The organism is Streptomyces sp. GL_148 (genome assembly GCF_057834205.1).
Window position 1 is genome coordinate 4,829,219 of record NZ_CM174396.1, and the last position, 23,936, is coordinate 4,853,154.

Consider the following 23,936-nt stretch of genomic DNA (forward strand, 5'->3'; position numbering starts at 1 on the left):
GGGAGGGGTGAAGCGGCGGGATTCTCAACACTCGGTAAACGAACGGTAATGGAGAGTAAAGGCCAGTGGTAGGTAATACGGGCAAATGGCCTAGGAATTAGCGCGCACGAGTGAATAGGCATTTAGTCCGGCTTGTCACACCTTCCTTAAAGCGGACCTCATGGGACGTTGCGGCGCGGAAGTCCTGAGACGGAACTGCGAGGGAAGAGGTGCGGCGGATGACTGCCACCACGAAGAGGGGCGCCACGAGGAAGGCTGCGTCGAAGGGGATCGGCGGCGGTCTGGTCGCCACGGCGCTGGTCCTGGCAGTGGCCGGGTGCAGCACCTCGGAGCCCGCCGGCCGTCCGGCCCCCGGGGCCCAGGCGGCCAAGAAGGGCGCGGCCGCGCCGGAAGGCCCGGCTCCGGGCAGCGTCAAGCGCCTCATCGGGGACGGCTCGACCTCGTACACGGGCCTGCAGCCGAACGTACAGAAGGCGGAGAAGCTGAAGCCCGGCGAAAAGCCGCCGCAGTTCGTCGTCTATTCGTGGGACGGGGCGGGAGAGGACAGCCAGAGGCTCTTCTCGCATTTCCGTGAGGTGGGCAAGAAGTACAACGCCCGTATGACGTACTTCCTCAGCGGCGTGTACATGCTCCCGGAGGAGAGGCGTTCCCTCTACACCGCGCCCCAGCACTCCCCGGGCCGCTCCGACATCGGCTTCGGCGACCCCCAGGGCATCAAGGACACCGCTCGCCAGGTGCGCGAGGCCTGGCTGGAGGGCAACGAGATCGGCACCCACTTCAACGGCCACTTCTGCGGACCCGAGGGCGGCGTCGGGACCTGGTCCGTCGAGGAGTGGAAGAGCGAGATCAACCAGGCGAAGTCGTTCGTCAAGAACTGGAAGACGAACTCACCGGCCCTCAAGGGCATGGAGGCGCTCCCGTTCGACTACGACAAGGAGATGATCGGGGCCCGCACCCCCTGCCTCGAAGGCCAGAAGAACTTCATGCTGGCGGCGAAGGAGATGGGCGGCTTCCGCTACGACTCCAGCGGCATCAGCAAACAGATCTGGCCGAAGAAGACCGACGGCCTCTGGGACATCCCGCTCCAGCTGGTCCCCATGCCGGGCCGCGCCTTCGAAACGCTGAGCATGGACTACAACTACCTGGTCAACCAGTCCGGTACGACCACGCAGGGCGATCCCTCCCAGCACGCGTACTGGGGCGAGCAGATGCGCGACGGCCTGGTCAAGGCCTTCGAGCGGACCTACCAGGGCAACCGCGCGCCGCTGATCATCGGCAACCACTTCGAATCCTGGAACGGCGGCACCTACATGCGTGCGGTCGAGGACTCCATCAAGACCATGTGCACGCAGAAGGAAGTCCGCTGCGTGCCCTTCCGCGAGCTGGTGGACTGGCTGGACGCCCAGGACCCGAAGGCCCTGGAGTGGATGCGCACCCTCGACGTCGGCGAGGCGCCGAAGGCGGGCTGGAAGACCTTCCTGACGGCGGGGCCGCCGGCCAAGCCGGCCGCCCCCGCCGGGGTCAAGCCGGCTGAGGAGCCGGCAGGAGCGAGTCAGAACGAGGAGTGAGCAGCTCCCGTAGGACGAAACCGGGGTCGACCTGATCCGCCAGGTCGACCCCGGTCTTCGCGTTGCCCCAGCTCTCCGCGTTGCGCAGGTGGAAGTGGACCATCTGCTCGGTGTACCGCTCCCAGTCGCGGTGCGCGTAGGAGTCGTCCGCGGCGTCCTGGAGCGCCTGCAGGGCCAACCGGTTGGTGGCCTCCAGCAGCTCGAAGGCGGCCGGACGGCCCTTCTCCATCGCCCGCACCCAGTCCGACTGCCCGACGGTGACCAGCAGGTCCTCACCGGCCGCGTCCTGGAGGAACTCGATGTCGTCCGGACCCTGCACCTTGTTGCCGACGACCTTCAGCGTGATCCCGAAGTCCCGCGCGTACTCCTTGTACTGGCGGTAGACGGAGATGCCCTTGCGGGTCGGTTCGGCGACCAGGAAGGTCACGTCGAAGCGGGTGAACATGCCGGAGGCGAAGGAGTCCGAACCGGCCGTCATGTCGACGACGACGTACTCGTCCGGGCCGTCGGCGAGGTGGTTGAGGCAGAGCTCGACCGCGCCGACCTTGGAGTGGTAGCAAGCCACGCCCAGGTCGGACTCGGTGAACGGCCCCGTCGCCATCAGCCGGACGGGCTCGCCGTCGAGGGTGAGGGTGCGCGCGCAGGCGTCGTAGACGGGGTTGTCCTCGTCGACCCGCAGCAGCCGGGAGCCGGCGCCGGGCGGAGTGGTCTTGATCATCGTGTCGGCGGAGGCGATGCGCGGGTTGGAGCCCCGCAGGTAGTCCTTGATGAGGGGCAGGTGCGCGCCCAGTGCGGGAAGCGAGGCCGCGTCGTCCTCGCTGAGCCCGAGCGCGGTGCCCAGGTGCTGGTTGATGTCGGCGTCCACCGCGACGACACGGGCTTCATTGGAGGCGAGGTGGCGGATGAAAAGGGAGGACAGCGTGGTCTTGCCGCTGCCGCCCTTCCCCACGAAAGCGATCTTCATGTTCACCAAGGGTAGTGGGTCGGTGGCTTTGTGTTGTATGCCTGAGTGAAGAAGACCACTCCAAGGAGGGGTCGGTGCTATGGGGGAGCAGTGCGTAGGCTCCTTACTTATGAGTAGCGCCTCTGCTTCCGCCGCCTCTTCCGCTTCTTCCGCCGCTTCGGCCTCCGCCTCGGCCTCGTCCGGAGCCGCCGCCGACCCGCTCGCCCCGCTGGCAGGCCTGCCGGGCGTCGCCGAGTCCGTGGATTCCGTCCGCAAGGCCGTGGACCGGGTCTACGGCCACCGCGTCATGCGCCGCCGCGCCGGGGAGATCACCTCGGAGGCCGCGCTGCGCGGGGCCCGCGGGAGCGCGGCGCTGTCCGGGGCGGACTGGGCGCTGGAGGAGGTCCGCCGCCGGACCGATTTCGGCTCGGAGCCCCAGGCGCGCACGGTGGGTGCCGCCCTGCGTCTGACGGCGGAGGCGGGCCAGCTGCTGAGCATCTGGCGCCAGTCGCCGCTACGGGTCCTGGCGCGGCTCCACCTGGTGGCCTCGGGCTCCACGGCCGACGGCGACGTGGTCGGCCGGCCTCGGCTGGCCGGGGAGCCGGTGGACGAGCCGCTGATCGATCTGCCCCTGCCGGACGCGCAGGAGGTGGCGGGCCGGCTGGACGGGCTCTCTGGCCTGATCATTGCGGGCGGTTCCGCTCCGGCGCTGATCACGGCGGCGGTGGTGCACGGCGAGCTGCTCGCGCTGCGTCCGTTCGGCTCGTACAACGGCCTGGTGGCGCGGACGGCGGAGCGGATCGTACTGATCAACAGCGGGCTGGACCCGAAGGCGATCTGTCCGGCGGAGGTCGGCCACGCGGAACAGGGTCGGGAGGCTTACGTGGAGGCCTTCAAGGGCTACGTCTCCGGGACGGCGGAGGGGATGTCGGCCTGGATCGCGCACTGCGCGCGTGCCATCGAGCTGGGGGCCCGCGAGTCGACGGCGGTCTGCGAGGCGCTCCAGCGTGGCGCGGCCTGACGGGGGCCTGAGGGGCCTGGCTGACGGGCCCGGCTGACGGGCCCGGACATGGGTTGCGGCGACACCGTACTGCTCTGGTGTCGCCGCTGGCACTTACGCCCAGTTACCAAGCGTCCTCGATGATTGCCCATCAGGTCGGGAACTTTGCCCGTAACCTGGTGCGGCTGGCCCGTAATCGACGGGTCGACGTCGCGTGGGTGCTCGGCGTTCATGCTTCGGTCCGTGGGCCTTACTGCGTTCTTAAAGATGATCCTCTCGGATGTTCTTTGGTCTCGCGGGCCGTGATTCCTTTGTACTCCGCTTCGGTGCGGAGCGAAACCCCTGGCCGCATTTCTTTGCTTTCCGGTGCGATTCCGGATGTATCGGACACCCGGTGTTCGCGCAGGTCAGCGGGATGCTGCGGCAGCCTGGGCACGCCGTCGGCTCGCGTACCAGACCAGTCCGGCGGTGGCCGCGGCCGCGCCCACCGCGGCGGCGGCGACCAGTGCCGGCCGTGCGGGCATCGACAGTCCCGGCAGCCGCTGCTTCAGCCGTACCGGCCGGTTGAACACCAGCACCGGCCACTCGCGCGCCACCGCCTCCCGCCGCAGTGCCCGGTCGGGGTTGACCGCGTGCGGGTGTCCGACCGCCTCCAGCATCGGGATGTCGGTGGCGGAGTCGCTGTACGCGTAGCAGCGCGAGAGGTCGTACCCCTCGGACTCCGCGAGTTCCCGTACGGCCTCTGCCTTGGTGGGGCCGTAGGCGTAGTACTCGATCTCGCCGGTGAAGCAGCCGTCCTCGCCCACGACCATCCGCGTGGCGACGACCCGGTCGGCGCCGAGCATCTCGCCGATGGGCTCGACGACCTCGGCTCCGGAGGTGGACACGATCACCACGTCGCGGCCGGCGGTGTGGTGGGCCTCGATGAGGGAGGCGGCCTCGTCGTAGATCAGCGGATCGATGAGGTCGTGCAGGGTCTCGGCGACGATCTCCCGGACCTGCTGCACGTTCCACCCCTTGCAGAGGGCGGACAGGTACTCCCGCATCCGTTCCATCTGATCGTGGTCGGCGCCGCCGGCCAGAAAGATGAACTGCGTGTAGGCGGTGCGCAGCACGGCCCTTCTGTTGATCAGGCCGCCCTGGTAGAAGGACTTGCTGAACGTCAGAGTGCTCGACTTCGCAATGACCGTCTTGTCCAGGTCGAAGAAGGCTGCGGTGCGAGGCAAGGAGTGCGGCAAGGGCTGATTTTCCACGACCCGAGCATATGCGCCCACCATTCGGCGTAAAGTGCGGCGCGTGGGTTTGCCTGAGAAGCCTCTCGGGTAGACCATGGAAGTCACGGATCGTTCGCGACCGTGCTAACCCGGTCTGGCTCCTCCCCCCCCCGAGTCGGACCGTGGGGACGACCCCCGCTCTCCCCCCCGGCGGGGGTCGTCGCATGTCCGGACGCGGTTCGCGTCCCTGCTTTCGACCCCAAGTGATCATTCCTCGGTCCTCCTCGTCTTCGAGGGGCCCGCGTGTCGAAGGCCCTCACCTCCACGAACTCGTCACGGTGCGTAGTCGTTCCGGCGCGCTCCGGAACTCACCTGTTGGGGTGAGTGAGTTATTCACAATGGGGCGGCTGTCCACGGTTTTAGAGCAAGATCCACTTCTTTTCCCCGATCCCGTCACGGTGATTCCGGCCGCGAAGTCCGCGGCGCTGGATTTGCGGTGAGAAGGAGGCGGAGATCGTGGCTGGATCGAAGTCGTGTGAAGTCCGGGATCTCGCGGTGGCGGGCGGGGACGGGCCGAATCCCGGGGCCGGCGGGGCTGTGGCCGCCGGTGGACGGCCGCTGATCATCACCGAGGACCCCCTGCTGCTCGACGACCTGCTGCGGCTGTGCGCCGCTGCGGGGGCCGAGCCGCATGTGCACCACGCGGTGCCCGAGCAAAGCGGAGCCGGTCGTGAGGGTGGCGACGGGAGCGACGGGAGCGGCGGGAGCGGCGGGGGCGCGTCGGGTGCCTCGGGCGTCGCAGGTGTCGCGGGGGTCGGCTGGGAATCGGCGCCGCTCGTGCTGGTCGGCGACGATGCCGCCCGGCGGGTGCGCGGCGCACCCCGACGGGACGGGGTCTTCCTCGTCGGCCGGGATCTTGACGACCCCCACGTATGGCAGCGAGCGGTGGAGATCGGCGCCGAGGAAGTGCTGACCCTCCCCGACGCCGAGAACCGGCTCGTCGACCGGATCGCCGATGTGGTGGAGGGAGCCGGGCGGCCCGCCCTCACGGTCGGGGTGATCGGGGGCAGCGGCGGAGCCGGAGCCTCCACCCTCGCCTGCGCCCTGGCCCTGCGGGCCGCCCGGGCAGGCGAGCGGACCATCCTCATCGACGGCGACCCCCTCGGCGGCGGGATGGACGTCCTCCTGGGAGGCGAAGCCGCCGAAGGACTGCGCTGGCCCGATTTCGCCGCCTCGCGCGGCCGGGTCGGCGCCGGAGCCCTGGCCGAATCCCTGCCCGAGCTGCATGCCCTGCGGGTGCTCAGCTGGGACCGCGGAGACCGGGTGGTGGTGCCGCCCGCGGCGATGCGCTCGGTGGTGGCCGCCGCGCGGCGCCGGGGCGGGGTCGTCGTGGTCGACCTGCCGCGCCGGGTCGACGAAGCCGTGGCCGAGGTGCTCGCGCAGCTGGACCTGGTGCTGATGGTGGTGCGGGGCGAGTTGCGGGCGGTGGCCGCCGCCGGCCGGGTGTCCGCCGGAGTCCGCATGGTGGCCCGCGACGTCCGCGTGGTCGTACGGGGCCCGGCGCCCGGCGGACTCGACGCGGAGGCCGTCGCCGGACTGCTGGGGGTGCCGCTGGCCGGCGAAGTGCCGGTCGAGGTGGGGCTCCCTGGCCGGGTGGCCGAGGGCGAGCCCCCGGGAGCACACGGCCGGGGAGCCCTCGCCCGCTTCTGCGACGGCTTCTGGCAGCGTGCGCTCGGCTCCGCCCAGGGGGTGTCGGCATGAGCGCCGTGCTCCTCGACGCGGTGCGCCAGCGGCTCGCCGAGAGCGGGGCGGAGCCCACCCCGGCGCGGGTGGCGGCGGCCCTGCGCGCCCAGGGCCGGCTGCTGGGCGACACGGAAGTGCTCGGCGTCGCCGCGGAACTGAGGTCCGAACTGGTCGGCGCGGGCCCGCTGGAGGCGCTCCTCGCCGACCCCGAGGTCACCGACGTCCTGGTGGCGGCTCCCGACCGGGTGTGGGTGGACCGCGGCGGCGGGCTGGAGCTGACCGGGGTGACCTTCGCCGACGCCGCCGCCGTGCGCAGGCTCGCCCAGCGGCTCGCCGCCGTCGCCGGACGCCGGCTCGACGACGCCCGGCCCTGGGTGGACGCCCGGATGCCCGACGGCACCCGGTTGCACGCCGTACTGCCTCCGGTGGCCGTGGGCTCGGCGTGCCTGTCCCTGCGGGTGGTGCGGCCGCGCGCCTTCACGCTGGAGGAGCTGGTCGCGGCGGGGACGCTGCCGCCCGGCGGACAGCGGCTGCTGGGGGACATGGTGACGGCCCGCCTGTCCTTCCTGGTCTCGGGAGGGACCGGCACCGGCAAGACCACCCTGCTCAGCGCCCTGCTCGGGCTGGTCGGCCCCGGGGAGCGGATCGTGCTCGCCGAGGACTCGGCCGAGCTGCGGCCCGACCATCCGCACGTGGTGCGGCTGGAGACCCGGCCGGCCAACCAGGAGGGCGCCGGCCAGGTCACCCTCGCCGACCTGGTCCGCCAGGCCCTGCGGATGAGGCCGGACCGGCTCGTCGTCGGCGAGGTCCGGGGCGCCGAGGTCGCGGACCTGCTGGCAGCTCTCAACACGGGTCACGAAGGCGGCTGTGGCACGGTCCACGCGAATGCCGCCGCTCATGTGCCGGCCCGGCTGGAGGCCCTCGGGACGGCCGCCGGGCTCGACCGGGCCGCCCTGCACAGCCAGCTGGCGGCGGCCCTGACCCTGGTGGTCCACCTCGTACGGGACCGGGCCGGCCGGCGCCGGGTCGCCGAGGTGCACGTCCTGGAGCGGGACCCGGCCGGGCTCGTGGTCACCGTGCCGGCGCTGCGCTGGGGCGCCCGGGGGTTCGTACGGGACCGGGGCTGGGAGCGGCTGCGCCCGCTGCTCGCGGGTGCCCGGTGAGCGCCGCGGCGGTGGCGGCGCTCCCGGTGTTCGCCGGAGCGCTGTGCGCCGGAGCGGCCGCCTGGGCGCTGGCCGGGGCCGACCGGGTGCCCCGGCGGGCCAGGGCGGTACTGGCCGGGGCGGGGCCGCCGGTACCGGCAGGGCCCGCGCCCTGGGAGCGGCTGGTGGCCGGAGTGCGGGTCCGGGCAGCGCGCAGCCGGGAGTGGGCCTGCCTCGCGGCCGGGCTGGCGCTCGCACTGTTGGGCGGGTCGGTGATCCCGCTGCTGGCCGGGTCGGCGGCGTTGCCGCTGGTGCGCCGGTGGCTGCGGGCCCGGGAGCGGGCACGGTCCCGGACGGCGCGGGCCGCCGAAGTGGTGGCCCTGTGCGGGGCGGTGGTGGGCGAGCTGCGCGCCGGTGCGCAGCCCGGCCGGGCGCTGACCGAGGCGATGCGCCGGACGGTGTCGGGCCCCGGCGGGCCGGGGCCCGCGGAAGCCGGGGTCCTGGCGGCCGCGGCCTTCGGCGGGGACGTGGCCGCAGCACTGCGGCAGGCGGCACGGGAGCCCGGCGCGGAGGGGCTGGCGGCGATGGCGGCCTGCTGGCGGGTCTCGGTGGACGGCGGAGCCGGGCTGGCCGCCGGACTGGACCGGCTGGAAGGAGCCCTGCGGGCCGAGCGGGACCGCGAGGAATCCCTGCGCGCCCAGCTCACGGGAGCGAGATCGACGACGGCGGTGCTCGCCCTGCTCCCGGGGGTCGGTCTGCTGATCGGCACCGGGCTGGGGGCCGACCCGCTGCGGGTGCTCCTGCACACGCCGGTGGGGTGGGGCTGCCTGCTGGTGGGCTCGGTGCTGGAGGCGCTGGGGCTGCTGTGGTGCCGGCGGATCGTACGGGTGGGGGAGCGGTGATGGACGGCTTCGCGATCCACAGGCTGGGGATGGCCCTGTGCCTCGCGGCGGGGGCGCTGTGGGCGGCGTCGGCGGTGGCGGCGCGCATCCGGGAGCGGGCGGCCCGGCGCCGGCTCACCCGGCTGCTCGCGGTGGGGGCGGCGCGCAGGCGGCCGCCGGCCGGGCCCCGGCTTCGGGCGGCGGTGATGCCCTGGGCCGGGCCGGCCGGAGCGCTGGCGGCGGCCTGGCTGCTGGTCGGCGGGCCGGCGGGCGCGGCGGCCGGCTGCGCGGCGGGCTTCGCGGTCCGCAGGTGGCTCGCGCGGCGACGGCCGGCCGCGGGGGTGGACCTCGGGGAGGCGGAGCGCCAGCTTCCGTTCGCCGCGGACCTGTTGGCCGCGTGTCTGGCGGCCGGAGCCGGTCCGGTGGACGCCGCCGAGGCGGTGGGGGAGTCGCTGGGAGGGCCGGTGGGCGACCGGCTGGCGATGGCCGGGGCGGAGCTGCGACTCGGCGGCGAACCGGGCTCCGCGTGGGGGAGGTTGGCGGAGATACCGGGAGCACGCGCCCTGGCCGAATGTCTGGAGCGCTCCGCGCGCACGGGGGCGCCCGCCGCGGAACCGGTGTCCCGGCTCGCGTCGACGCTCAGGGCGGACCGGGCTCGCCGGGCGGGAGCCCGGGCGCAGCGGGCGGCGGTCCTCGTCACCGCGCCGGTGGGCCTGTGTTTCCTTCCCGCCTTCCTCGCGCTGGGAGTGGCACCGGTGGTGATCGGAATGGCCTCCGGCCTCCTCTCCGGCACCTGAAGGGCCATCTGAAGGACTACTTGAGGGGTCATCTGAAGATCCGCCTGAAGATCCGCCTGAAGGGCGGGCCGAATTGGCCGCCCGAAAAATGACCATCCGCCATCTGAGATCTGAGATCACGTCAAAAAGCTGAATCAACGGGAGGTTGTCATGTCGATCATCTGGATTCGCGTGCGGGCTGCTATCGCGGCACTGGCGGGCCTGACGAGGCCGGCGGGACTGAAGGGCCGTGGGGGCGACGCGGGGATGTCCACATCCGAATACGCCATGGGCACGATCGCGGCGTGTGCGTTCGCGGCCGTTCTGTACAAGGTGGTGACGAGTGAACTGGTCTCGACGGCACTCCAGTCGACCATCGGGAAGGCACTCGATGCGCCGTTCTGACCGCGGATATGTGACGGCGGAGGCGGCCCTGGTGATTCCGGCGCTGGTGCTGTTCGCGGCGTTGCTGGTGTGGGCGCTGATGGCGGCAGCCGCGCAGATCCGGTGTGTGGACGCCGCTCGGGCCGGTGCCCGGGCGGCGGCCCGGTCGGAGCCGCCGGGCGCGGCGGTTGCGGCAGCCGTGGCCGCCGCCCCGCCCGGGGCGCGGGTGGAGCTCTCGCGGACGGGTGACCTGTGGCGGGTCCGCGTCTCGGCTCCCGCCCCGGGCCCGGCCGCGATGCCGGTCCGCCTCACCGCCCTGGCCGCCGCCCTGGCCGAGGACACCGTGGGGCCGCCGCCGTGACCGGGACGTGTGCGGGCGCGCGGGACCGGGGGTCGGCCACCGTGTGGGCGGCCGTGGTGGTGACCGTGCTGGTGGCGGTGTTCGGCGGGGTGCTCCTGCTCGGGCAGGCGGTGGTTTCCCGGCACCGTGCCGCGGCCGCCGCCGACCTGGCCGCCCTCGCGGCGGCCGCGAGCTGGGCCCACGGCCCGGAGGCCGCCTGCGCCACGGCGGTACGGGTGGCGGTGGCGCAGGGCGCGCGGGTCACCGAGTGCGTGGTGACGGGCGAGGTCGCGGAGGTCACCGCCCGCGCCCCGACGGGCCCCTTCGGACCGGAGCTGAGGTCCCGCGCGGGCCCGCCGTTGCCCGGGGAGCCTCGCTGAGGGGCCGCCTCCACAAGGCCGGGTACCCCGAATCCGTGGCCCGGTCCGGGCGCGGGTGCCCGGCCCGGCAGGGGCGGGGGTGCCGGGGTGGCTGACGTGGTTCGGGGGGTGTCAGGGGCGATATCAAGCCAATCGCCGACGGGCCCGTGAGGCTTGAGTTGCCGCCCGGCGGCCCCGGGCCGGGCCGGGTGGTTCGGAGGGGCTCAGGGGGTCGTTTGTGGCGTGGGAGTCGGGGATTCCGAGAGGAGGTGGCTGAGGAGGCGGATGGCGCCGCGCTTGTGCAGGGGGTCGTTGCCGTTGCCGCATTTGGGGGACTGGATGCAGGACGGGCAGCCGGCCTCGCACTCGCAGGCGGCGATCGCGTCGCGGGTCGCCGTCAGCCAGGCGCGGGCCGTGTGGAAGGCCCGCTCGGCGAAGCCCGCTCCGCCCGGGTGGCCGTCGTAGACGAAGACCGTCGGGAGGAGGGTGTCGGGATGCAGCGGGACGGAGACCCCGCCGATGTCCCAGCGGTCGCAGGTGGCGAAGAGCGGGAGCAGGCCGATGGAGGCGTGCTCGGCGGCGTGCAGGGCGCCGCCGAGGATCTCCGGGTTGATCCGGGCCTCGTCGAGCTGGTCCTCGGTGACCGTCCACCACACGGCCCGGGTGCGCAGGGTGCGGGGCGGCAGGTCCAGTTTGGCCTCGCCGAGCACCTCGCCGGTGATCAGTTTGCGGCGCAGGTAGGAGACGACCTGGTTGGTGACCTCCACGGAGCCGAAGCAGAGCCTGCCCCGGCCCCAGGCGATCTCCGTCTCTGTCTCCAGGACCGAGATGGCGGTCGTATCGCGGGCCGTGGTGGAGAACGGCGGGTCGGCCTCTTCGACCAGCGCCACGGAGTCCTCCAGGTCCAGGTGCTTCACGAGGTACGTGCGGCCCTGGTGGAGGTGGACCGCCCCGTCGTGGACGGCGGTGTGGGAGGCCTCCTCGTCGACCGTGCCCAGCAGCCGGCCCGTGGCGGCTTCGACGATCTGGACCGGGCGTCCGCCGCCGCCCCGGATGTCGGTGAGGTCCGAGGCCCGTTCCCGGCGGGTCCAGTGCCAGGCCGTGGCCCGGCGGCGCAGCAGCTTCGCCGCTTCGAGCTGGGGGAGGAGGTCGCGTGCCGCCGGGCCGAAGAGGTCGAGGTCGGGCTCCGTGAGCGGTAGCTCGGCCGCGGCCGCGCACAGGTGCGGGGCCAGGACGTACGGGTTGTCGGGGTCCAGGACCGTGGCCTCCACCGGCTGCCGGAAGAGGGCCTCGGGGTGGTGGACCAGGTAGGTGTCCAGCGGGTCGTCGCGGGCGATCAGGACGGCCAGCGCGCCCTGGCCCGAGCGCCCGGCCCGGCCGGCCTGCTGCCACAGGGAGGCGCGGGTGCCGGGGTATCCGGTGATCAGGACGGCGTCGAGGCCGGAGACGTCCACGCCCAGCTCCAGGGCGGTCGTCGCGGCCAGGCCGAGCAGGTCCCCGGAGTGCAGGGCCCGCTCCAGGGCCCGGCGCTCCTCGGGCAGGTAGCCGCCGCGGTAGGCCGCGACCCGCCGGGGCAGCGAGCGGTCCACGGCGGCGAGCCGCTCCTGGGCGATCACCGCGATCAGCTCGGCGCCGCGCCGGGAGCGGACGAAGGCGACCGTACGGACGCCCTGGACGACCAGATCGGTGAGGAGATCGACGGTCTCGGCCGTGGCCGTACGCCGTACGGGTGCGCCCCGCTCGCCCTTGAGGTCGGTCAGGGGCGGCTCCCACAGGGCGAAGACGACCTCGCCGCGCGGGGAGGCGTCGTCGGAGACCTCCACCACCGGCAGGCCGGTCAGCCGGGACGCCGAGGTCGCCGGGTCGCTCGCGGTGGCGGAGGCCAGCAGGAACACGGGCTCGGAGCCGTAGCGGGCGCACAGCCGGCGCAGCCGCCGCAGGACCTGGGCGACGTGGGAGCCGAAGACGCCCCGGTAGGTGTGGCACTCGTCGATGACCACGTAGCGCAGGGCCCGCAGGAAGGAGGACCAGCGCGGGTGGGCCGGGAGGATCCCGCGGTGCAGCATGTCGGGGTTGGTGAGGACGTAGTTGGCGTACTGGCGCACCCACTCGCGCTCCTCGAAGGGGGTGTCCCCGTCGTAGACCGCGGGTCGGACGGCGTTGCCGAGGGGGCCGGCCAGTTCCCGTACGGCGCGGCGCTGGTCGGCGGCCAGGGCCTTGGTCGGGGCCAGGTACAGGGCGGTCGCGCCCCGGCCGTTGGGTGCCTCGGCCCCGTCGGCGAGGGCCGAGAGCACGGGCGCGAGGTAGGCCAGCGACTTGCCCGAGGCGGTGCCCGTGGCGACGATCACGGACTCCCCGTCGAGGGCGTGCTCGGCGACCGCGGCCTGGTGTTCCCACGGATGGTCGATCCCGGCGGCCTCAATCGCGGCTACGACATCAGTTCGGATGCGATCGGGCCAGACCGCATGACGACCCTCCCGAGGGGGCAAGTGCTCCGTATGGGTGATGCGCGCAGCCCGGGAAGGCCCCCGTGACAGCCGGTCCAGGACCGTGCCGGGGGTGGGTCTGACGTCCTCGGGTGCCGTGGGCGGACCGGGACGGTGAGTGTTGGCCATTGGAACCGAGTGTGTCACCGGCGTGCGGGACAATGGTCCGAAGGCGTCGTGCACGCCTGCCGGTAAGTGATTGAATGCCATCGCGGCAGCCAATCCCTCGCCTACCTTCGGGTGGGGAGGCCCCTGGGGGGCGCCGCTCGATAGCAAGGTGCTGGAGGATCCGTGGACCTGTCCCTGTCGACTCGCACTGTCGGCGACCGTACGGTCGTGGAGGTCGGTGGCGAGATTGATGTGTATACCGCGCCCAAGCTGCGCGAGCAGTTGGTCGAGTTGGTGAACGACGGCAGCTACCACCTGGTTGTCGACATGGAGCGAGTGGACTTCCTCGACTCCACCGGACTTGGTGTGCTCGTGGGAGGCCTCAAGCGCGTCCGCGCGCACGAGGGCTCGCTGCGTCTGGTGTGCAACCAGGAGCGCATCCTGAAGATCTTCCGAATCACCGGTCTGACCAAGGTGTTTCCGATCCACAACTCGGTGGAAGACGCCGTCAACGCCACGGACTGACGGCGCTCGGCGGCGAAACGGCCGAAGATGGAGCGGGGGGTACCGGGCCACAAGCGGTCCGGGCCCCTGTAAGGCACGCCCGTAGTCCGAGGGGGACGCGCATGGCCACCGTTGAACTGCGCTTCAGCGCCCAGCCCGAACACGTCCGGACGGCCCGCCTGGTCGCGGCCGCAGTGGCGCGGCGGGCCGGTGTGGAGGAAGCCGTCCTCGACGAGGTCCGCCTCGCCGTGGGCGAGGCCTGTTCGCGTGCCGTCGGACTGCATCGCACCAACGGGCTGACCGCGCCCGTCCGGGTGGTGCTGACCGAGGAGGAGAAGGTGTTCTCCATCGAGGTCAGCGACGAAGTACCCGGACCGGCCGGCGGCCCGTCTGCTGCCGTGCCCGGAATCGAGGCCGTCCTGGACCCCGACATCGACGGCGAGGACGAGATGGGCCTTGCCGTGATCAGCGGCCTGGTCGACGACGTCGACGTCATCAGCGGGGAGACCGGCGGGACCATCCGGATGAGCTGGCCCGTCTCGGGGACCTCCGAACTGCCGTAGCCGGCCACGGCTGGGCTTCGGCTCGACCTCGGCTCGGCGACGCCTCGGCTTCAACTCGGCCACGGCTCGGCCGCCGCACCGCTTGGTGCCCGCCGGATGGCCCTCGTGGCGCCTGGCGTCTTTTCGTGCTGCCCGGGGGGCCTGCGTCGCGCTCCGGGGCTTCGTGCTGCCCGGCGGACGGCTCTCGCGCCTCCGTGTGGCTCCCGCGCCTCTGTGCGGCTCTCGCGTCTCCGTCCGGCTCCCGCGCCGCCCGTCCCCTCCCGCGCTGCCCGTCCCCTCCCGCGCTGCCCGTCCCCTCCCGTGCCGCCCGATGGCTCCTGCGGCGCTCCGGGTGGTCTTCGTGCCGTTTGGCGGGTTCTCTTGGTGCCCGGCGGGTTCTCGTCCCGGCCGGGGGGTTTCGTGGTTCCCTGCCGGTTTCTTGCCCCGGCCGGCCTTCGTCGCGGTCGGTTCTCGGAGTCGGCCGTCCGGCGACGGGGGACCGGGCGGGTGCCGGTAAGGCGTCGGAAGCACCGGATGCGTGGGCGCCGATGATGTTCCGCCGCGCGTGCCGACGTATCTTCTGATCTTATTCAAGGCCCTGCCGAGCAGGGCCTTTCGCATGCCCGTAGATCCATTCCGTGATCGTTCTCCGGCGGTTTTCCGGATCCGTGATCAAGCGTCAATGCTTTTGCCCCGTTACCACTTTCGGGGGTAATGGAGTGACCAGATCTATTGGTGAGGAGCAAGTGCGGGCCAATTCCGTTTCCTGCGTACTGTTTTGATCGGGTCGCGCTCCCTACAATCCGTCCACATCTTGAGCTCATCACGTCAAGGAGGACGAATGACGGGGCTCTTCACCCCTATCGCGCCCGGTCGCACCACTGACCTGGCATCCGCAGTACTCACGGATGACAATCGGCTCATCGTGATCGTCATTGCGGCCGTGGCCGTCGCCGCGCTCGTCGTCGCGCAGATCCTGGTCCGCCAGGTCCTCGCCGCCGACGAGGGAACCGACTCCATGAAGGAGATCGCCGCCGCCGTCCAGGAAGGCGCCAACGCCTACCTCGGCCGGCAGCTCCGCACGCTCGGCGTCTTCGCCGTCGTCGTGTTCTTCCTGCTGTTCCTGCTCCCCGCCGACGACTGGACGCAGCGGGCGGGACGTTCCGCCTTCTTCCTCGTCGGCGCCATCTTCTCGGCCGCCACCGGATACATCGGCATGCGCCTCGCGGTGCGTGCCAACGTCCGCGTCGCCGCCGCCGCGCGCGAGGCCACCCCCGCCGAGGGCGAGCCCGCCAAGGACCTGACCGAGGTCTCCCACAAAGCCATGCGGATCGCGTTCCGCACCGGCGGCGTGGTGGGCATGTTCACCGTCGGCCTCGGCCTGCTCGGCGCGTCCTGCGTCGTGCTCGTCTACGCCGCCGACGCGCCCAAGGTCCTGGAGGGCTTCGGCCTCGGAGCCGCGCTCATCGCGATGTTCATGCGTGTCGGAGGCGGCATCTTCACCAAGGCCGCCGACGTCGGCGCCGACCTGGTCGGCAAGGTCGAGCAGGGCATTCCGGAGGACGACCCGCGCAATGCCGCGACCATCGCCGACAACGTGGGCGACAACGTCGGAGACTGCGCGGGAATGGCCGCCGACCTCTTCGAGTCGTACGCCGTCACCCTCGTGGCGGCACTCATCCTCGGCAAGGCCGCCTTCGGCGACCTGGGCCTGGCCTTCCCGCTGATCGTCCCCGCCATCGGGGTCGTCACCGCGATGATCGGCATCTTCGCGGTCTCCCCGCGGCGTACCGACCGCAGCGGAATGACCGCCATCAACCGCGGCTTCTTCATCTCCGCCGCCATCTCGCTGGTCCTCGTCGCGATCGCCGTCTACGCGTACCTGCCGGGCACCTACAAGGAGCTCGTCGGCGTCGACGACGCCGCGATCTCCGGTCACGCCGGCGACCCGCGGATCCTGGCGCTGGTCGCCGTCGCCATCGGCATCGTGCTCGCGGCCCTGATCCAGCAGCTCACCGGCTACTTCACCGAGACCAACCGCCGTCCCGTCCGGGACATCGGCAAGTCCTCCCTGACGGGCGCCGCCACGGTCGTGCTCGCCGGCATCTCGGTCGGCCTGGAGTCCGCCGTCTACACGGCGCTGCTCATCGGCCTCGGCGTGTACGGGGCGTTCCTGCTCGGCGGCACCTCCATCATGCTGGCGCTCTTCGCGGTGGCGCTGGCCGGCACCGGCCTGCTCACCACCGTCGGGGTCATCGTCGCCATGGACACCTTCGGCCCGGTCTCCGACAACGCCCAGGGCATCGCGGAGATGTCCGGGGACGTCGAGGGCGCCGGCGCGCAGGTGCTGACCGACCTGGACGCGGTGGGCAACACCACCAAGGCCATCACCAAGGGCATCGCCATCGCCACGGCCGTGCTCGCCGCGGCCGCGCTCTTCGGCTCGTACAACGACGCCATCGCGAACGCGGTCAGGGAAGTCGGCGTCAAGGCCGAAGGGGAAATGAACCTCAGCCTGGACATCGCGCAGCCCAACAACCTGGTCGGGCTGATCCTGGGCGCGGCCGTCGTGTTCCTGTTCTCCGGCCTCGCCATCAACGCCGTGTCCCGCTCGGCGGGCGCGGTGGTCTACGAGGTGCGCCGCCAGTTCCGGGAGCACCCCGGGATCATGGACTACACCGAGAAGCCCGAGTACGGGCGCGTCGTGGACATCTGCACCAAGGACGCGCTGCGCGAACTCGCCACGCCCGGGCTGCTCGCCGTCCTCACCCCGATCGCCGTCGGGTTCACGCTCGGCGTCGGAGCCCTCGGGTCCTTCCTCGCCGGCGCGATCGGCACGGGCACCCTGATGGCGGTCTTCCTCGCCAACTCCGGTGGTGCGTGGGACAACGCGAAGAAGCTCGTCGAGGACGGGCACCACGGCGGCAAGGGCAGCGCGGCCCACGAGGCCGTCGTCATCGGCGACACCGTCGGCGACCCGTTCAAGGACACCGCCGGTCCCGCCATCAACCCGCTGCTCAAGGTCATGAACCTGGTGGCGCTGCTGATCGCCCCCGCGATCGTGCAGTTCAGCTACGGGGCGGACGCCAGCCCGACCGTGCGGGCGATCGTCGCGGTCCTCGCGATCGGCGTCATCGTCGGTGCGGTGTACATCTCCAAGCGCCGCGGCATCGCCGTGGGCGACGAGGGGACGGGGGAGGGCTCGACCGCCGAGCGGGTGGGCCAGCAGGCCGACCCGGCGGCGGCTGTTTCCTCCTGAGACGGCCGTCGCGGGCCTGAACCGGCCCGCCCGGCTCGGCCCGACTCGACTCGACTCGGGCCGAGTCGGGCCGTACGCCCGAATGGCGGACGGGGGGCGCGGACTGACGCGCCGTCCGTCCGCCTTTGCGTTTACCGGATGGTGGGCGTGTATCTTCCGGGCCGAGAGCCTTCGAAGGGACCAATCCGGTGAACAAGAAGCTTGCGGCCGCGGTATCGGGCGCTGCGGTGCTGATGCTCGTCCTGTCCGGCTGCGGCGGGGACGACGGCGACAAGAAGACCGACGCCTGGGCCAAGAAGGTCTGCGACAGCTGGCAGCCCGAGCTCAAGAAGATCGAGCAGGCGAACGTCGACATCAAGCGGGTGGCGACCGAGAGCAGTAAGCCCGAGGAGGTCCAGGCGACCGACTCGGCGGCCTTCGGGACCATGTCCGAGTCGTACAAGGCGATGGGTACGGCCCTCACGAGCGCGGGAGTTCCGCCCGTCAAGGACGGGGAGAAGACCCAGGCCGCCGCGGTCATGGGCTTCGAGTCGACGTCGGCGGGCTACACCGCCCTGAAGGCGAAGATGGACGCCCTCGACGCCAAGGACCAGGGCAAGTTCGCCGAGGGCCTCAAGGAGGTGGCGGGCGGCCTGGAGGAAGCGACCAAGGGCGGCAAGGAAGCCCTCGACCAGCTCAAGGCGGGCGGGCTGGACAAGGCGATGAACAGTCAGAAGGGCTGCCAGGTGACGACTCCGTCGCCGGCGCAGTCCTAGGGCTTGCCGCGCGGGCAGCCGCCCTGCCGGCGGCGCCGCACCCACCGGGGCGGCCGGGATCCTTCGGGGTCCCGGCCGCCTCGGCGCATGTCCGGGCGCTTTGGGTGCATGTCCGGGCGCACGTCTGAGCGGACGTCGGGGCGGACCTAGGGGCGGACCTAGGGGCGGACGTCGGGAGGCAGGCCGCGGGCAGGTCCGGGGGCAGATCCGCGAACAGCACCGGCCGTACGGAGCTGCGCCCGGGCGGGGCCCGTCCCGGGCCGACGCCCCCGGCGGGGGCTCGCGGGGGCGACGGGCGCCCACGCCGAAGGCCGTGTGGCGCGGGCAACGGGGGCGGCAGCAGCCACAATGGGCGGGTGAGTACCACCAGCCTTCCCCCCGGTCTGCCCGCCCGCCTCCCCTCGTCGGCCCGCGCGGCCGAGCTGCGCGCCGCGTTGCTCGCCGCGGGCTTCACCGCCGACGGGCTGCTCGACCTGCTCGGTGCCCCGGCGTACGCAGCGCTGGCCCGAAGCGAGACGGTCCCCGCCCTGCGTGCCACGCGGAGCCGCGGCGACGGGCCGCTCGCGAGCCTGACCCGGCTGTTCCTGCTGCGGCAGCCGGTGCCGTACGTGCACGCCGCGGCCGCCCTGCCCGTCGACGCGGTGCTGGCCGACGGCTGGCTGCGGCGCGAGGGCGATGAGGTGCACGCCACCGTGGACGTACGCCCGTACGGCGGTCCGGACGGCGAGGACTGGTTCATCGTCTCCGACCTCGGCTGCGCCGTCGGCGGGGCCGGCGGCATCGGCAGCCGCGAGGAGGGCGTGGTCCTCGGGGTCGGCGGCGCCTCCACGACGCTGGCCGGGATCACCATCCGCACGCCGGTCGGCTCGGCCCTCGACGTCGGCACCGGATCCGGGATCCAGGCGCTGCACGCCGCCCAGCACGCGACCCGGGTCACCGCGACCGATGTCAACCCGCGGGCCCTGGAATTCACCCGGTTGACGCTGGCACTGTCGGGGGCACCCGAGGCGGAACTGCTCGCCGGGTCGCTGTTCGAGCCGGTCGGCGGGGCCACGTACGACCTGATCGTCTCGAATCCGCCTTTCGTGATCTCCCCGGCAGCCCGGCTGACGTACCGGGACGGCGGGATGGGCGGCGACGACCTGTGCCGGACCCTGGTCCAGGAGGCCGGAGCGCGGCTCAACCCGGGCGGATTCGCGCAGTTCCTGGGCAACTGGCAGCACGTGGACGGCGAGGACTGGCACGACCGGGTACGGGCCTGGGTGCCGCGCGGCTGCGATGCCTGGATCGTGCAGCGTGACGTGCAGGACGTGACGCAGTACGCGGAGTTGTGGCTGCGTGACGCGGGCGACCACCGCACCGACCCCGCCGAGTACGAACAGCGGTACGAGGACTGGCTGGACGAGTTCGAAGCCCGCAAGACCAAGGCGGTCGGCTTCGGCTGGATCACGCTGCGGCGCAGTGACGCGGCCGAGCCGTCGATCGTGGTCGAGGAGTGGCCGCACTCGGTGGAACAGCCGCTCGGGGAGGCCGTCCTCGACCACTTCGCGCGCCAGGACTACTTGCGCGACCACGATGACGCGGCCCTGCTCGCGGGCTACTTCCGGCTGACCGAGGAGGTCGTGCAGGAGCAGGTCGGGGCGCCCGGAGCGGAGGATCCGGAACACGTCGTGCTCCGGCAGAACCGTGGCATGCGGCGCGCGACCAAGGTCGACACGGTCGGGGCCGGCTTCGCCGGGGTGTGTGACGGATCACTGAGCGCGGGGCGGATTCTGGACGCCATCGCCCAGTTGGTGGAGGAGGACCCGGTGGTCCTGCGGGACCGGACTCCCGAGGCGATCCGGATGCTGGTGGAGCAGGGGTTCCTGGAGCCGTTGACCGGGGCGCAGGCGGGAGCGGAAGCCGGAACGGGAGCCGCGGGGGAGTAGGGCCGGCGGCTGCCGTGAGCCGGCGTGCCCGGGGCCCGGAGCCTGGGGCCCTGAGCCCTGGAGCTCCGGCGGGCCTCGGAGCCCGGCGGCCTCGGGCAGTCGGATCCGGGATGTAACCCCAGGTTCGCCTGCCGTCTCCCCTCGGCTGAAATCCTCCGCTCAGCGGGATCCGGGGGGATCCCGGGAGCGGCCCGGGGGATGAGGGGAACGGCATGGAGCACGGTCCGGCGATCTTCGCGGTGGCCGTGTTCCTGCTGTTCGGGGCCGCTCTGCTGGCTTGGACGGGGGCGCGTGCCCTGCGCGGCGCGCCGGTGGCCGAGGGTGTGCGCCCCCTCGTGGCCGTGCCGGTGGCACTGCTCGCCGGTGGGGCGTCGCTGGCCCTCGGGGTCTGGTGCCTCGGCCGGATGTGACGCCGGGCGGGTGATGACCCGGCGGTGATCACCCGACGGTGATGTCCCGGCGGTGAACACCCGACGGTGATGTCCCGGGGTGTCGCTCCGGCGGTGCCGCCCGCGGCGGTGGCGGCCGCTTCGGTCCGGCCGGGGGCGTGGGTCCCGGTTCGTGCCCCGGCCGATCGGCCGGATGTCGCCCAGGCTCCGGCGGCGCGCCGGGTTTCGTCCCCTCGTCCGGATTGCGCGCAGGACCGTACACATCGAAGAACACCGACGTGAAGTGGGGTCCGGGGGCGGGGCCAGACGGCCCTTCGGCCACTCTGCCCGGTGAGTGCGCGGGGCCCGCCGCGGCATCCGGGCGGCAGAAATGGCACTTGTCGGGTTACCGTTCGAGTGGCCGTTGCGGGCTTCTGTCGTTTGACACGGGGGCGGGTTGTACCGTCAAACTCCGCAGCGTCGCCGTACTGCGACCGAGTGCCGACCGGAGAGAAGAGCCAAGTTGTCCCCGACTAGCGAGACCGCAAAGGGCGGCCGCCGACTCGTCATCGTCGAGTCCCCAGCCAAGGCGAAGACGATCAAGGGCTACCTCGGCCCCGGATACGTCGTCGAGGCGAGCGTCGGGCACATCCGCGACCTCCCCAGCGGCGCGGCCGAGGTTCCCGACAAGTACACCGGTGAGGTCCGCCGTCTCGGTGTGGACGTCGAGCACGACTTCGCGCCGATCTACGTCGTCAACGCCGATAAGAAGGCCCAGGTCAGGAAGCTCAAGGAGCTGCTGGCCGAGTCCGACGAACTCTTCCTCGCCACCGATGAGGACCGCGAGGGCGAAGCCATCGCGTGGCACCTGCAGGAAGTTCTCAAGCCCAAGGTCCCCGTCCACCGGATGGTCTTCCACGAGATCACCAAGGACGCGATCCGCGACGCCGTCGCCAACCCGCGCGAGCTCAACCAGCGCATGGTCGACGCCCAGGAGACCCGCCGCATCCTCGACCGCCTCTACGGCTACGAGGTCTCGCCGGTCCTGTGGAAGAAGGTCATGCCGAAGCTGTCGGCGGGCCGCGTCCAGTCGGTGGCCACCCGCATGGTGGTCGAGAAGGAGCGCGAGCGCATCGCCTTCCGCTCGGCCGAGTACTGGGACCTGACCGGCACCTTCGCCACCGGCCGCACCGGTGACGCCTCCGACCCGTCCACGCTGGTCGCCCGCCTGAACACGGTGGACGGAAAGCGCGTCGCGCAGGGCCGCGACTTCGGCTCGACCGGGAAGCTCAAGAGCGAGGTGCTGCACCTCGACGAGGCGAACGCGCGGGCGCTCGCCGCCGCGCTGGCCGAGACCTCCTTCGCCGTGCGGTCGGTCGAGTCCAAGCCGTACCGCCGCTCCCCGTACGCCCCGTTCCGTACGACGACGCTCCAGCAGGAGGCCTCGCGCAAGCTCGGCTTCGGTGCGAAGGCGACGATGCAGGTGGCGCAGAAGCTGTACGAGAACGGCTTCATCACCTACATGCGTACCGACTCCACGACGCTCTCCGACACCGCGGTGTCGGCGGCGCGGGCGCAGGTCACGCAGCTCTACGGCGCCGAGTACCTGCCGGAGAAGCCGCGCGTCTACGCGGGCAAGGTCAAGAACGCGCAGGAGGCGCACGAGGCGATCCGTCCTTCGGGTGATCGTTTCCGCACGCCGGCCGAGACCGGTCTGACCGGCGACCAGTTCCGCCTGTACGAGCTCATCTGGAAGCGCACCGTCGCCTCCCAGATGAAGGACGCGGTCGGCAACTCGGTGACCGTGAAGATCGGCGGCCGGTCGGCCGACGGCCGTGACGCGGAATTCTCGGCGTCCGGAAAGACGATCACCTTCCACGGCTTCATGAAGGCCTACGTCGAGGGCGCGGACGACCCGAACGCCGAGCTCGACGACCGTGAGAAGCGCCTCCCGCAGGTCGCCGAGGGCGACGCGCTGTCGGCCGAGGAGATCACGGTCGACGGCCACTCGACCAAGCCGCCGGCCCGCTACACCGAGGCCTCGCTGGTCAAGGAGCTGGAAGAGCGCGAGATCGGCCGCCCGTCGACGTACGCGTCGATCATCGGCACGATCCTGGACCGCGGGTACGTCTTCAAGAAGGGCACGGCGCTCGTGCCGTCCTTCCTGTCGTTCGCCGTGGTCAACCTGCTGGAGACGCACTTCGGGCGGCTCGTCGACTACGACTTCACCGCCAAGATGGAGGACGACCTCGACCGCATCGCGCGGGGCGAGGCCCAGTCCGTGCCGTGGCTGAAGCGGTTCTACTTCGGCGCGGAGGACGCGACCGAGGTCGTGCCGGCCGGCGGTGACGCGCTCGGCGGTCTGAAGGAGCTGGTCACCGACCTGGGCGCGATCGACGCCCGGGAGATCTCCTCCTTCCCCGTCGGCGAGGGCATCGTGCTGCGCGTCGGCCGCTACGGGCCGTACGTGGAGCGCGGTGAGAAGGACGCCGAGGGCCACCAGCGGGCGGACGTCCCCGAGGAGCTGGCCCCCGACGAGCTGACCGTCGAGTACGCGGAGGAGCTCTTCGCGAAGCCGAGCGGCGAGTTCGAGCTGGGCAAGGACCCGATCAGCGGGAACGAAATCGTCGCGAAGGACGGTCGCTACGGGCCGTACGTGACGGAGATCCTGCCCGAGGGCACGCCGAAGACGGGCAAGAACGCGGTGAAGCCGCGGACGGCCTCGCTGTTCCAGTCGATGAGCCTGGACACGGTCACGCTCGAGGACGCCCTGCGTCTGATGTCCCTTCCCCGGGTCGTGGGCGTGGACGCGGAGGGCGCGGAGATCACCGCACAGAACGGCCGCTACGGCCCGTACTTGAAGAAGGGCACGGACTCGCGGTCGCTGGAGACCGAGGACCAGCTGTTCGCCATCACCCTGGAGCAGGCGCTCGCGATCTACGCGCAGCCGAAGCAGCGGGGGCGCGCGGCCGCGAAGCCGCCGCTGAAGGAGCTGGGGACCGACCCGGTGAGCGAGAAGCCGGTGGTCGTCAAGGACGGCCGGTTCGGTCCGTACGTGACGGACGGCGAGACGAACGCGACGCTGCGGCGGGACGACGACGTCGAGACGATCACGCCGGAGCGGGGCTACGAGCTGCTTGCGGAGAAGCGCGCCAAGGGCCCGGTGAAGAAGACGGCCAAGAAGGCTCCCGCGAAGAAGGCCCCGGCGAAGAAGGCGACGGCGACGAAGACCGCTGCCGCCAAGAAGACGACGGCGGCCAAGAAGACGACGACCGCCAAGAAGGCGACCACGGCGAAGAAGACGGCCGCGAAGAAGACGGCGGCCGCCGCGGCGGACGAGTAGTCACCGAGTAGCCACCGAGTAGTCACCGACAGGGCCCGTGCGATGCGCACGGGCCCTGTCGTTCAGCCGTCCGGCGTTTGAGGACCGGGGTCCGGGGCGGAGCCCCGCAGGCTCGGGCGAAGCCCGGGGCCAGCGCTCCGGGCGCAGCCCGGGGAACGGTGGAAGGGCGGGTAGGGGACAGCCCCGCGCAGCGGCACCGGCCCCCGGATGCGCCCCCGGGCGCGCTCCCGGACGGTGGGTCGGGACGGTGGGCCGGGACGGTGGGTCGGGGGTCACACCGGACCTTGTCCACA

19 protein-coding genes are annotated in these 23,936 nt (G+C 72.2%); 16 read left to right on the forward strand and 3 right to left on the reverse strand.

The annotated features are described in order from the left end of the window. Window positions 1-218: 218 nt before the first annotated feature. On the forward strand, window positions 219-1,568 hold the full coding sequence (locus AC3IYI_RS22350) for a polysaccharide deacetylase family protein (RefSeq protein ID WP_489405446.1): 1,350 nt from the start codon (window positions 219-221) through the stop codon (window positions 1,566-1,568). Here AC3IYI_RS22350 and AC3IYI_RS22355 read toward each other — a convergent pair. Beyond that, entirely contained in the window at window positions 1,522-2,532 is a 1,011-nt protein-coding gene (locus tag AC3IYI_RS22355; RefSeq protein ID WP_489405447.1) for an ATP-binding protein, read from the reverse strand. The genes AC3IYI_RS22350 and AC3IYI_RS22355 overlap by 47 nt on opposite strands. A gap of 109 nt (window positions 2,533-2,641) precedes the next feature. Here AC3IYI_RS22355 and AC3IYI_RS22360 point away from each other — a divergent pair, with 109 nt between their 5' ends. After that, complete coding sequence (locus AC3IYI_RS22360; RefSeq protein WP_489405448.1) at window positions 2,642-3,532, forward strand: Fic family protein; 891 nt, start codon at window positions 2,642-2,644, stop codon at window positions 3,530-3,532. Window positions 3,533-3,918: 386 nt separating this feature from the next. Here AC3IYI_RS22360 and AC3IYI_RS22365 read toward each other — a convergent pair whose 3' ends face one another. Next, the gene (locus tag AC3IYI_RS22365) at window positions 3,919-4,788 is read right to left on the reverse strand and encodes an HAD family hydrolase (RefSeq protein WP_489405449.1); all 870 of its coding nucleotides are present in this window, start codon (window positions 4,786-4,788) and stop codon (window positions 3,919-3,921) included. A gap of 492 nt (window positions 4,789-5,280) precedes the next feature. Here AC3IYI_RS22365 and ssd point away from each other — a divergent pair, with 492 nt between their 5' ends. The 7 genes from ssd (at window position 5,281) to AC3IYI_RS22400 (ending at window position 10,371) form a co-directional block, all read left to right on the forward strand. Further along, on the forward strand, window positions 5,281-6,486 hold the full coding sequence (gene ssd, locus AC3IYI_RS22370) for a septum site-determining protein Ssd (RefSeq protein ID WP_489411617.1): 1,206 nt from the start codon (window positions 5,281-5,283) through the stop codon (window positions 6,484-6,486). After that, window positions 6,483-7,631, forward strand: a complete 1,149-nt coding sequence (locus tag AC3IYI_RS22375) for a TadA family conjugal transfer-associated ATPase (protein WP_489405450.1) — start codon at window positions 6,483-6,485, stop codon at window positions 7,629-7,631. The genes ssd and AC3IYI_RS22375 overlap by 4 nt, the downstream gene beginning before the upstream one ends. Continuing rightward, window positions 7,628-8,512: a type II secretion system F family protein gene (locus AC3IYI_RS22380; protein ID WP_489405451.1), complete on the forward strand. Its 885-nt coding sequence runs from the start codon at window positions 7,628-7,630 to the stop codon at window positions 8,510-8,512. Before AC3IYI_RS22375 ends, AC3IYI_RS22380 begins: the two co-directional genes overlap by 4 nt. Then, entirely contained in the window at window positions 8,512-9,288 is a 777-nt protein-coding gene (locus AC3IYI_RS22385; RefSeq protein WP_489405452.1) for a type II secretion system F family protein, read from the forward strand. Before AC3IYI_RS22380 ends, AC3IYI_RS22385 begins: the two co-directional genes overlap by 1 nt. A gap of 150 nt (window positions 9,289-9,438) precedes the next feature. Continuing rightward, the gene (locus AC3IYI_RS22390; protein WP_489405453.1) at window positions 9,439-9,672 is read left to right on the forward strand and encodes a DUF4244 domain-containing protein; all 234 of its coding nucleotides are present in this window, start codon (window positions 9,439-9,441) and stop codon (window positions 9,670-9,672) included. Further along, window positions 9,659-10,012, forward strand: a complete 354-nt coding sequence (locus tag AC3IYI_RS22395; protein WP_243330488.1) for a TadE family type IV pilus minor pilin — start codon at window positions 9,659-9,661, stop codon at window positions 10,010-10,012. The genes AC3IYI_RS22390 and AC3IYI_RS22395 overlap by 14 nt, the downstream gene beginning before the upstream one ends. Next, window positions 10,009-10,371 (forward strand): Rv3654c family TadE-like protein, encoded by a 363-nt coding sequence (locus AC3IYI_RS22400; RefSeq protein WP_489405454.1) that lies wholly within the window; start codon window positions 10,009-10,011, stop codon window positions 10,369-10,371. The genes AC3IYI_RS22395 and AC3IYI_RS22400 overlap by 4 nt, the downstream gene beginning before the upstream one ends. A 203-nt stretch (window positions 10,372-10,574) precedes the next feature. Here the strand turns inward: AC3IYI_RS22400 and AC3IYI_RS22405 are convergent, their stop codons facing one another. Beyond that, complete coding sequence (locus AC3IYI_RS22405) at window positions 10,575-13,046, reverse strand: DEAD/DEAH box helicase (protein ID WP_489405455.1); 2,472 nt, start codon at window positions 13,044-13,046, stop codon at window positions 10,575-10,577. Between the two features lie 81 nt (window positions 13,047-13,127). Here AC3IYI_RS22405 and bldG point away from each other — a divergent pair, with 81 nt between their 5' ends. The 7 genes from bldG (at window position 13,128) to topA (ending at window position 23,643) form a co-directional block, all read left to right on the forward strand. Next, window positions 13,128-13,469, forward strand: a complete 342-nt coding sequence (gene bldG, locus AC3IYI_RS22410; RefSeq protein WP_243339893.1) for an anti-sigma factor antagonist BldG — start codon at window positions 13,128-13,130, stop codon at window positions 13,467-13,469. A 101-nt stretch (window positions 13,470-13,570) separates the two neighbouring features. Beyond that, window positions 13,571-14,011 (forward strand): ATP-binding protein, encoded by a 441-nt coding sequence (locus AC3IYI_RS22415; protein ID WP_489405456.1) that lies wholly within the window; start codon window positions 13,571-13,573, stop codon window positions 14,009-14,011. An 820-nt stretch (window positions 14,012-14,831) separates the two neighbouring features. Continuing rightward, window positions 14,832-17,249 (forward strand): sodium-translocating pyrophosphatase, encoded by a 2,418-nt coding sequence (locus AC3IYI_RS22420; protein WP_489405457.1) that lies wholly within the window; start codon window positions 14,832-14,834, stop codon window positions 17,247-17,249. Window positions 17,250-17,437: 188 nt separating this feature from the next. Beyond that, a complete protein-coding gene (locus tag AC3IYI_RS22425) occupies window positions 17,438-18,004 on the forward strand; it encodes a small secreted protein (RefSeq protein WP_489405458.1) in 567 nt (188 codons plus the stop codon). Window positions 18,005-18,360: 356 nt separating this feature from the next. Next, window positions 18,361-19,932, forward strand: coding sequence for a DUF7059 domain-containing protein (locus tag AC3IYI_RS22430; protein WP_489405459.1), 1,572 nt, complete (start codon window positions 18,361-18,363; stop codon window positions 19,930-19,932). 212 nt (window positions 19,933-20,144) lie between these two features. Further along, window positions 20,145-20,342 carry a hypothetical protein gene (locus tag AC3IYI_RS22435; RefSeq protein ID WP_489405460.1) on the forward strand — a complete coding sequence of 66 codons (198 nt, stop codon included), beginning with the start codon at window positions 20,145-20,147 and terminating at the stop codon, window positions 20,340-20,342. A gap of 481 nt (window positions 20,343-20,823) precedes the next feature. Beyond that, window positions 20,824-23,643 carry a type I DNA topoisomerase gene (topA, locus tag AC3IYI_RS22440; RefSeq protein ID WP_489405461.1) on the forward strand — a complete coding sequence of 940 codons (2,820 nt, stop codon included), beginning with the start codon at window positions 20,824-20,826 and terminating at the stop codon, window positions 23,641-23,643. The last annotated feature ends 293 nt before the right edge of the window (window positions 23,644-23,936 follow it).

Excerpts from the sequence above, each read along its gene's own strand:
- AC3IYI_RS22360 (WP_489405448.1), top strand. The coding sequence starts at position 2,642 with ATGAGTAGCGCCTCTGCTTCCGCCGCCTCTTCCGCTTCTTCCGCCGCT.
- AC3IYI_RS22390 (WP_489405453.1), top strand. The coding sequence starts at position 9,439 with ATGTCGATCATCTGGATTCGCGTGCGGGCTGCTATCGCGGCACTGGCG.
- AC3IYI_RS22350 (WP_489405446.1), top strand. The coding sequence starts at position 219 with ATGACTGCCACCACGAAGAGGGGCGCCACGAGGAAGGCTGCGTCGAAG.
- AC3IYI_RS22420 (WP_489405457.1), top strand. The coding sequence starts at position 14,832 with ATGACGGGGCTCTTCACCCCTATCGCGCCCGGTCGCACCACTGACCTG.
- AC3IYI_RS22355 (WP_489405447.1), bottom strand. The coding sequence starts at position 2,532 with ATGAAGATCGCTTTCGTGGGGAAGGGCGGCAGCGGCAAGACCACGCTG.
- AC3IYI_RS22415 (WP_489405456.1), top strand. The coding sequence starts at position 13,571 with ATGGCCACCGTTGAACTGCGCTTCAGCGCCCAGCCCGAACACGTCCGG.
- AC3IYI_RS22375 (WP_489405450.1), top strand. The coding sequence starts at position 6,483 with ATGAGCGCCGTGCTCCTCGACGCGGTGCGCCAGCGGCTCGCCGAGAGC.
- AC3IYI_RS22435 (WP_489405460.1), top strand. The coding sequence starts at position 20,145 with ATGGAGCACGGTCCGGCGATCTTCGCGGTGGCCGTGTTCCTGCTGTTC.
- AC3IYI_RS22395 (WP_243330488.1), top strand. The coding sequence starts at position 9,659 with ATGCGCCGTTCTGACCGCGGATATGTGACGGCGGAGGCGGCCCTGGTG.
- AC3IYI_RS22405 (WP_489405455.1), bottom strand. The coding sequence starts at position 13,046 with ATGGCATTCAATCACTTACCGGCAGGCGTGCACGACGCCTTCGGACCA.
- AC3IYI_RS22365 (WP_489405449.1), bottom strand. The coding sequence starts at position 4,788 with ATGGTGGGCGCATATGCTCGGGTCGTGGAAAATCAGCCCTTGCCGCAC.
- AC3IYI_RS22385 (WP_489405452.1), top strand. The coding sequence starts at position 8,512 with ATGGACGGCTTCGCGATCCACAGGCTGGGGATGGCCCTGTGCCTCGCG.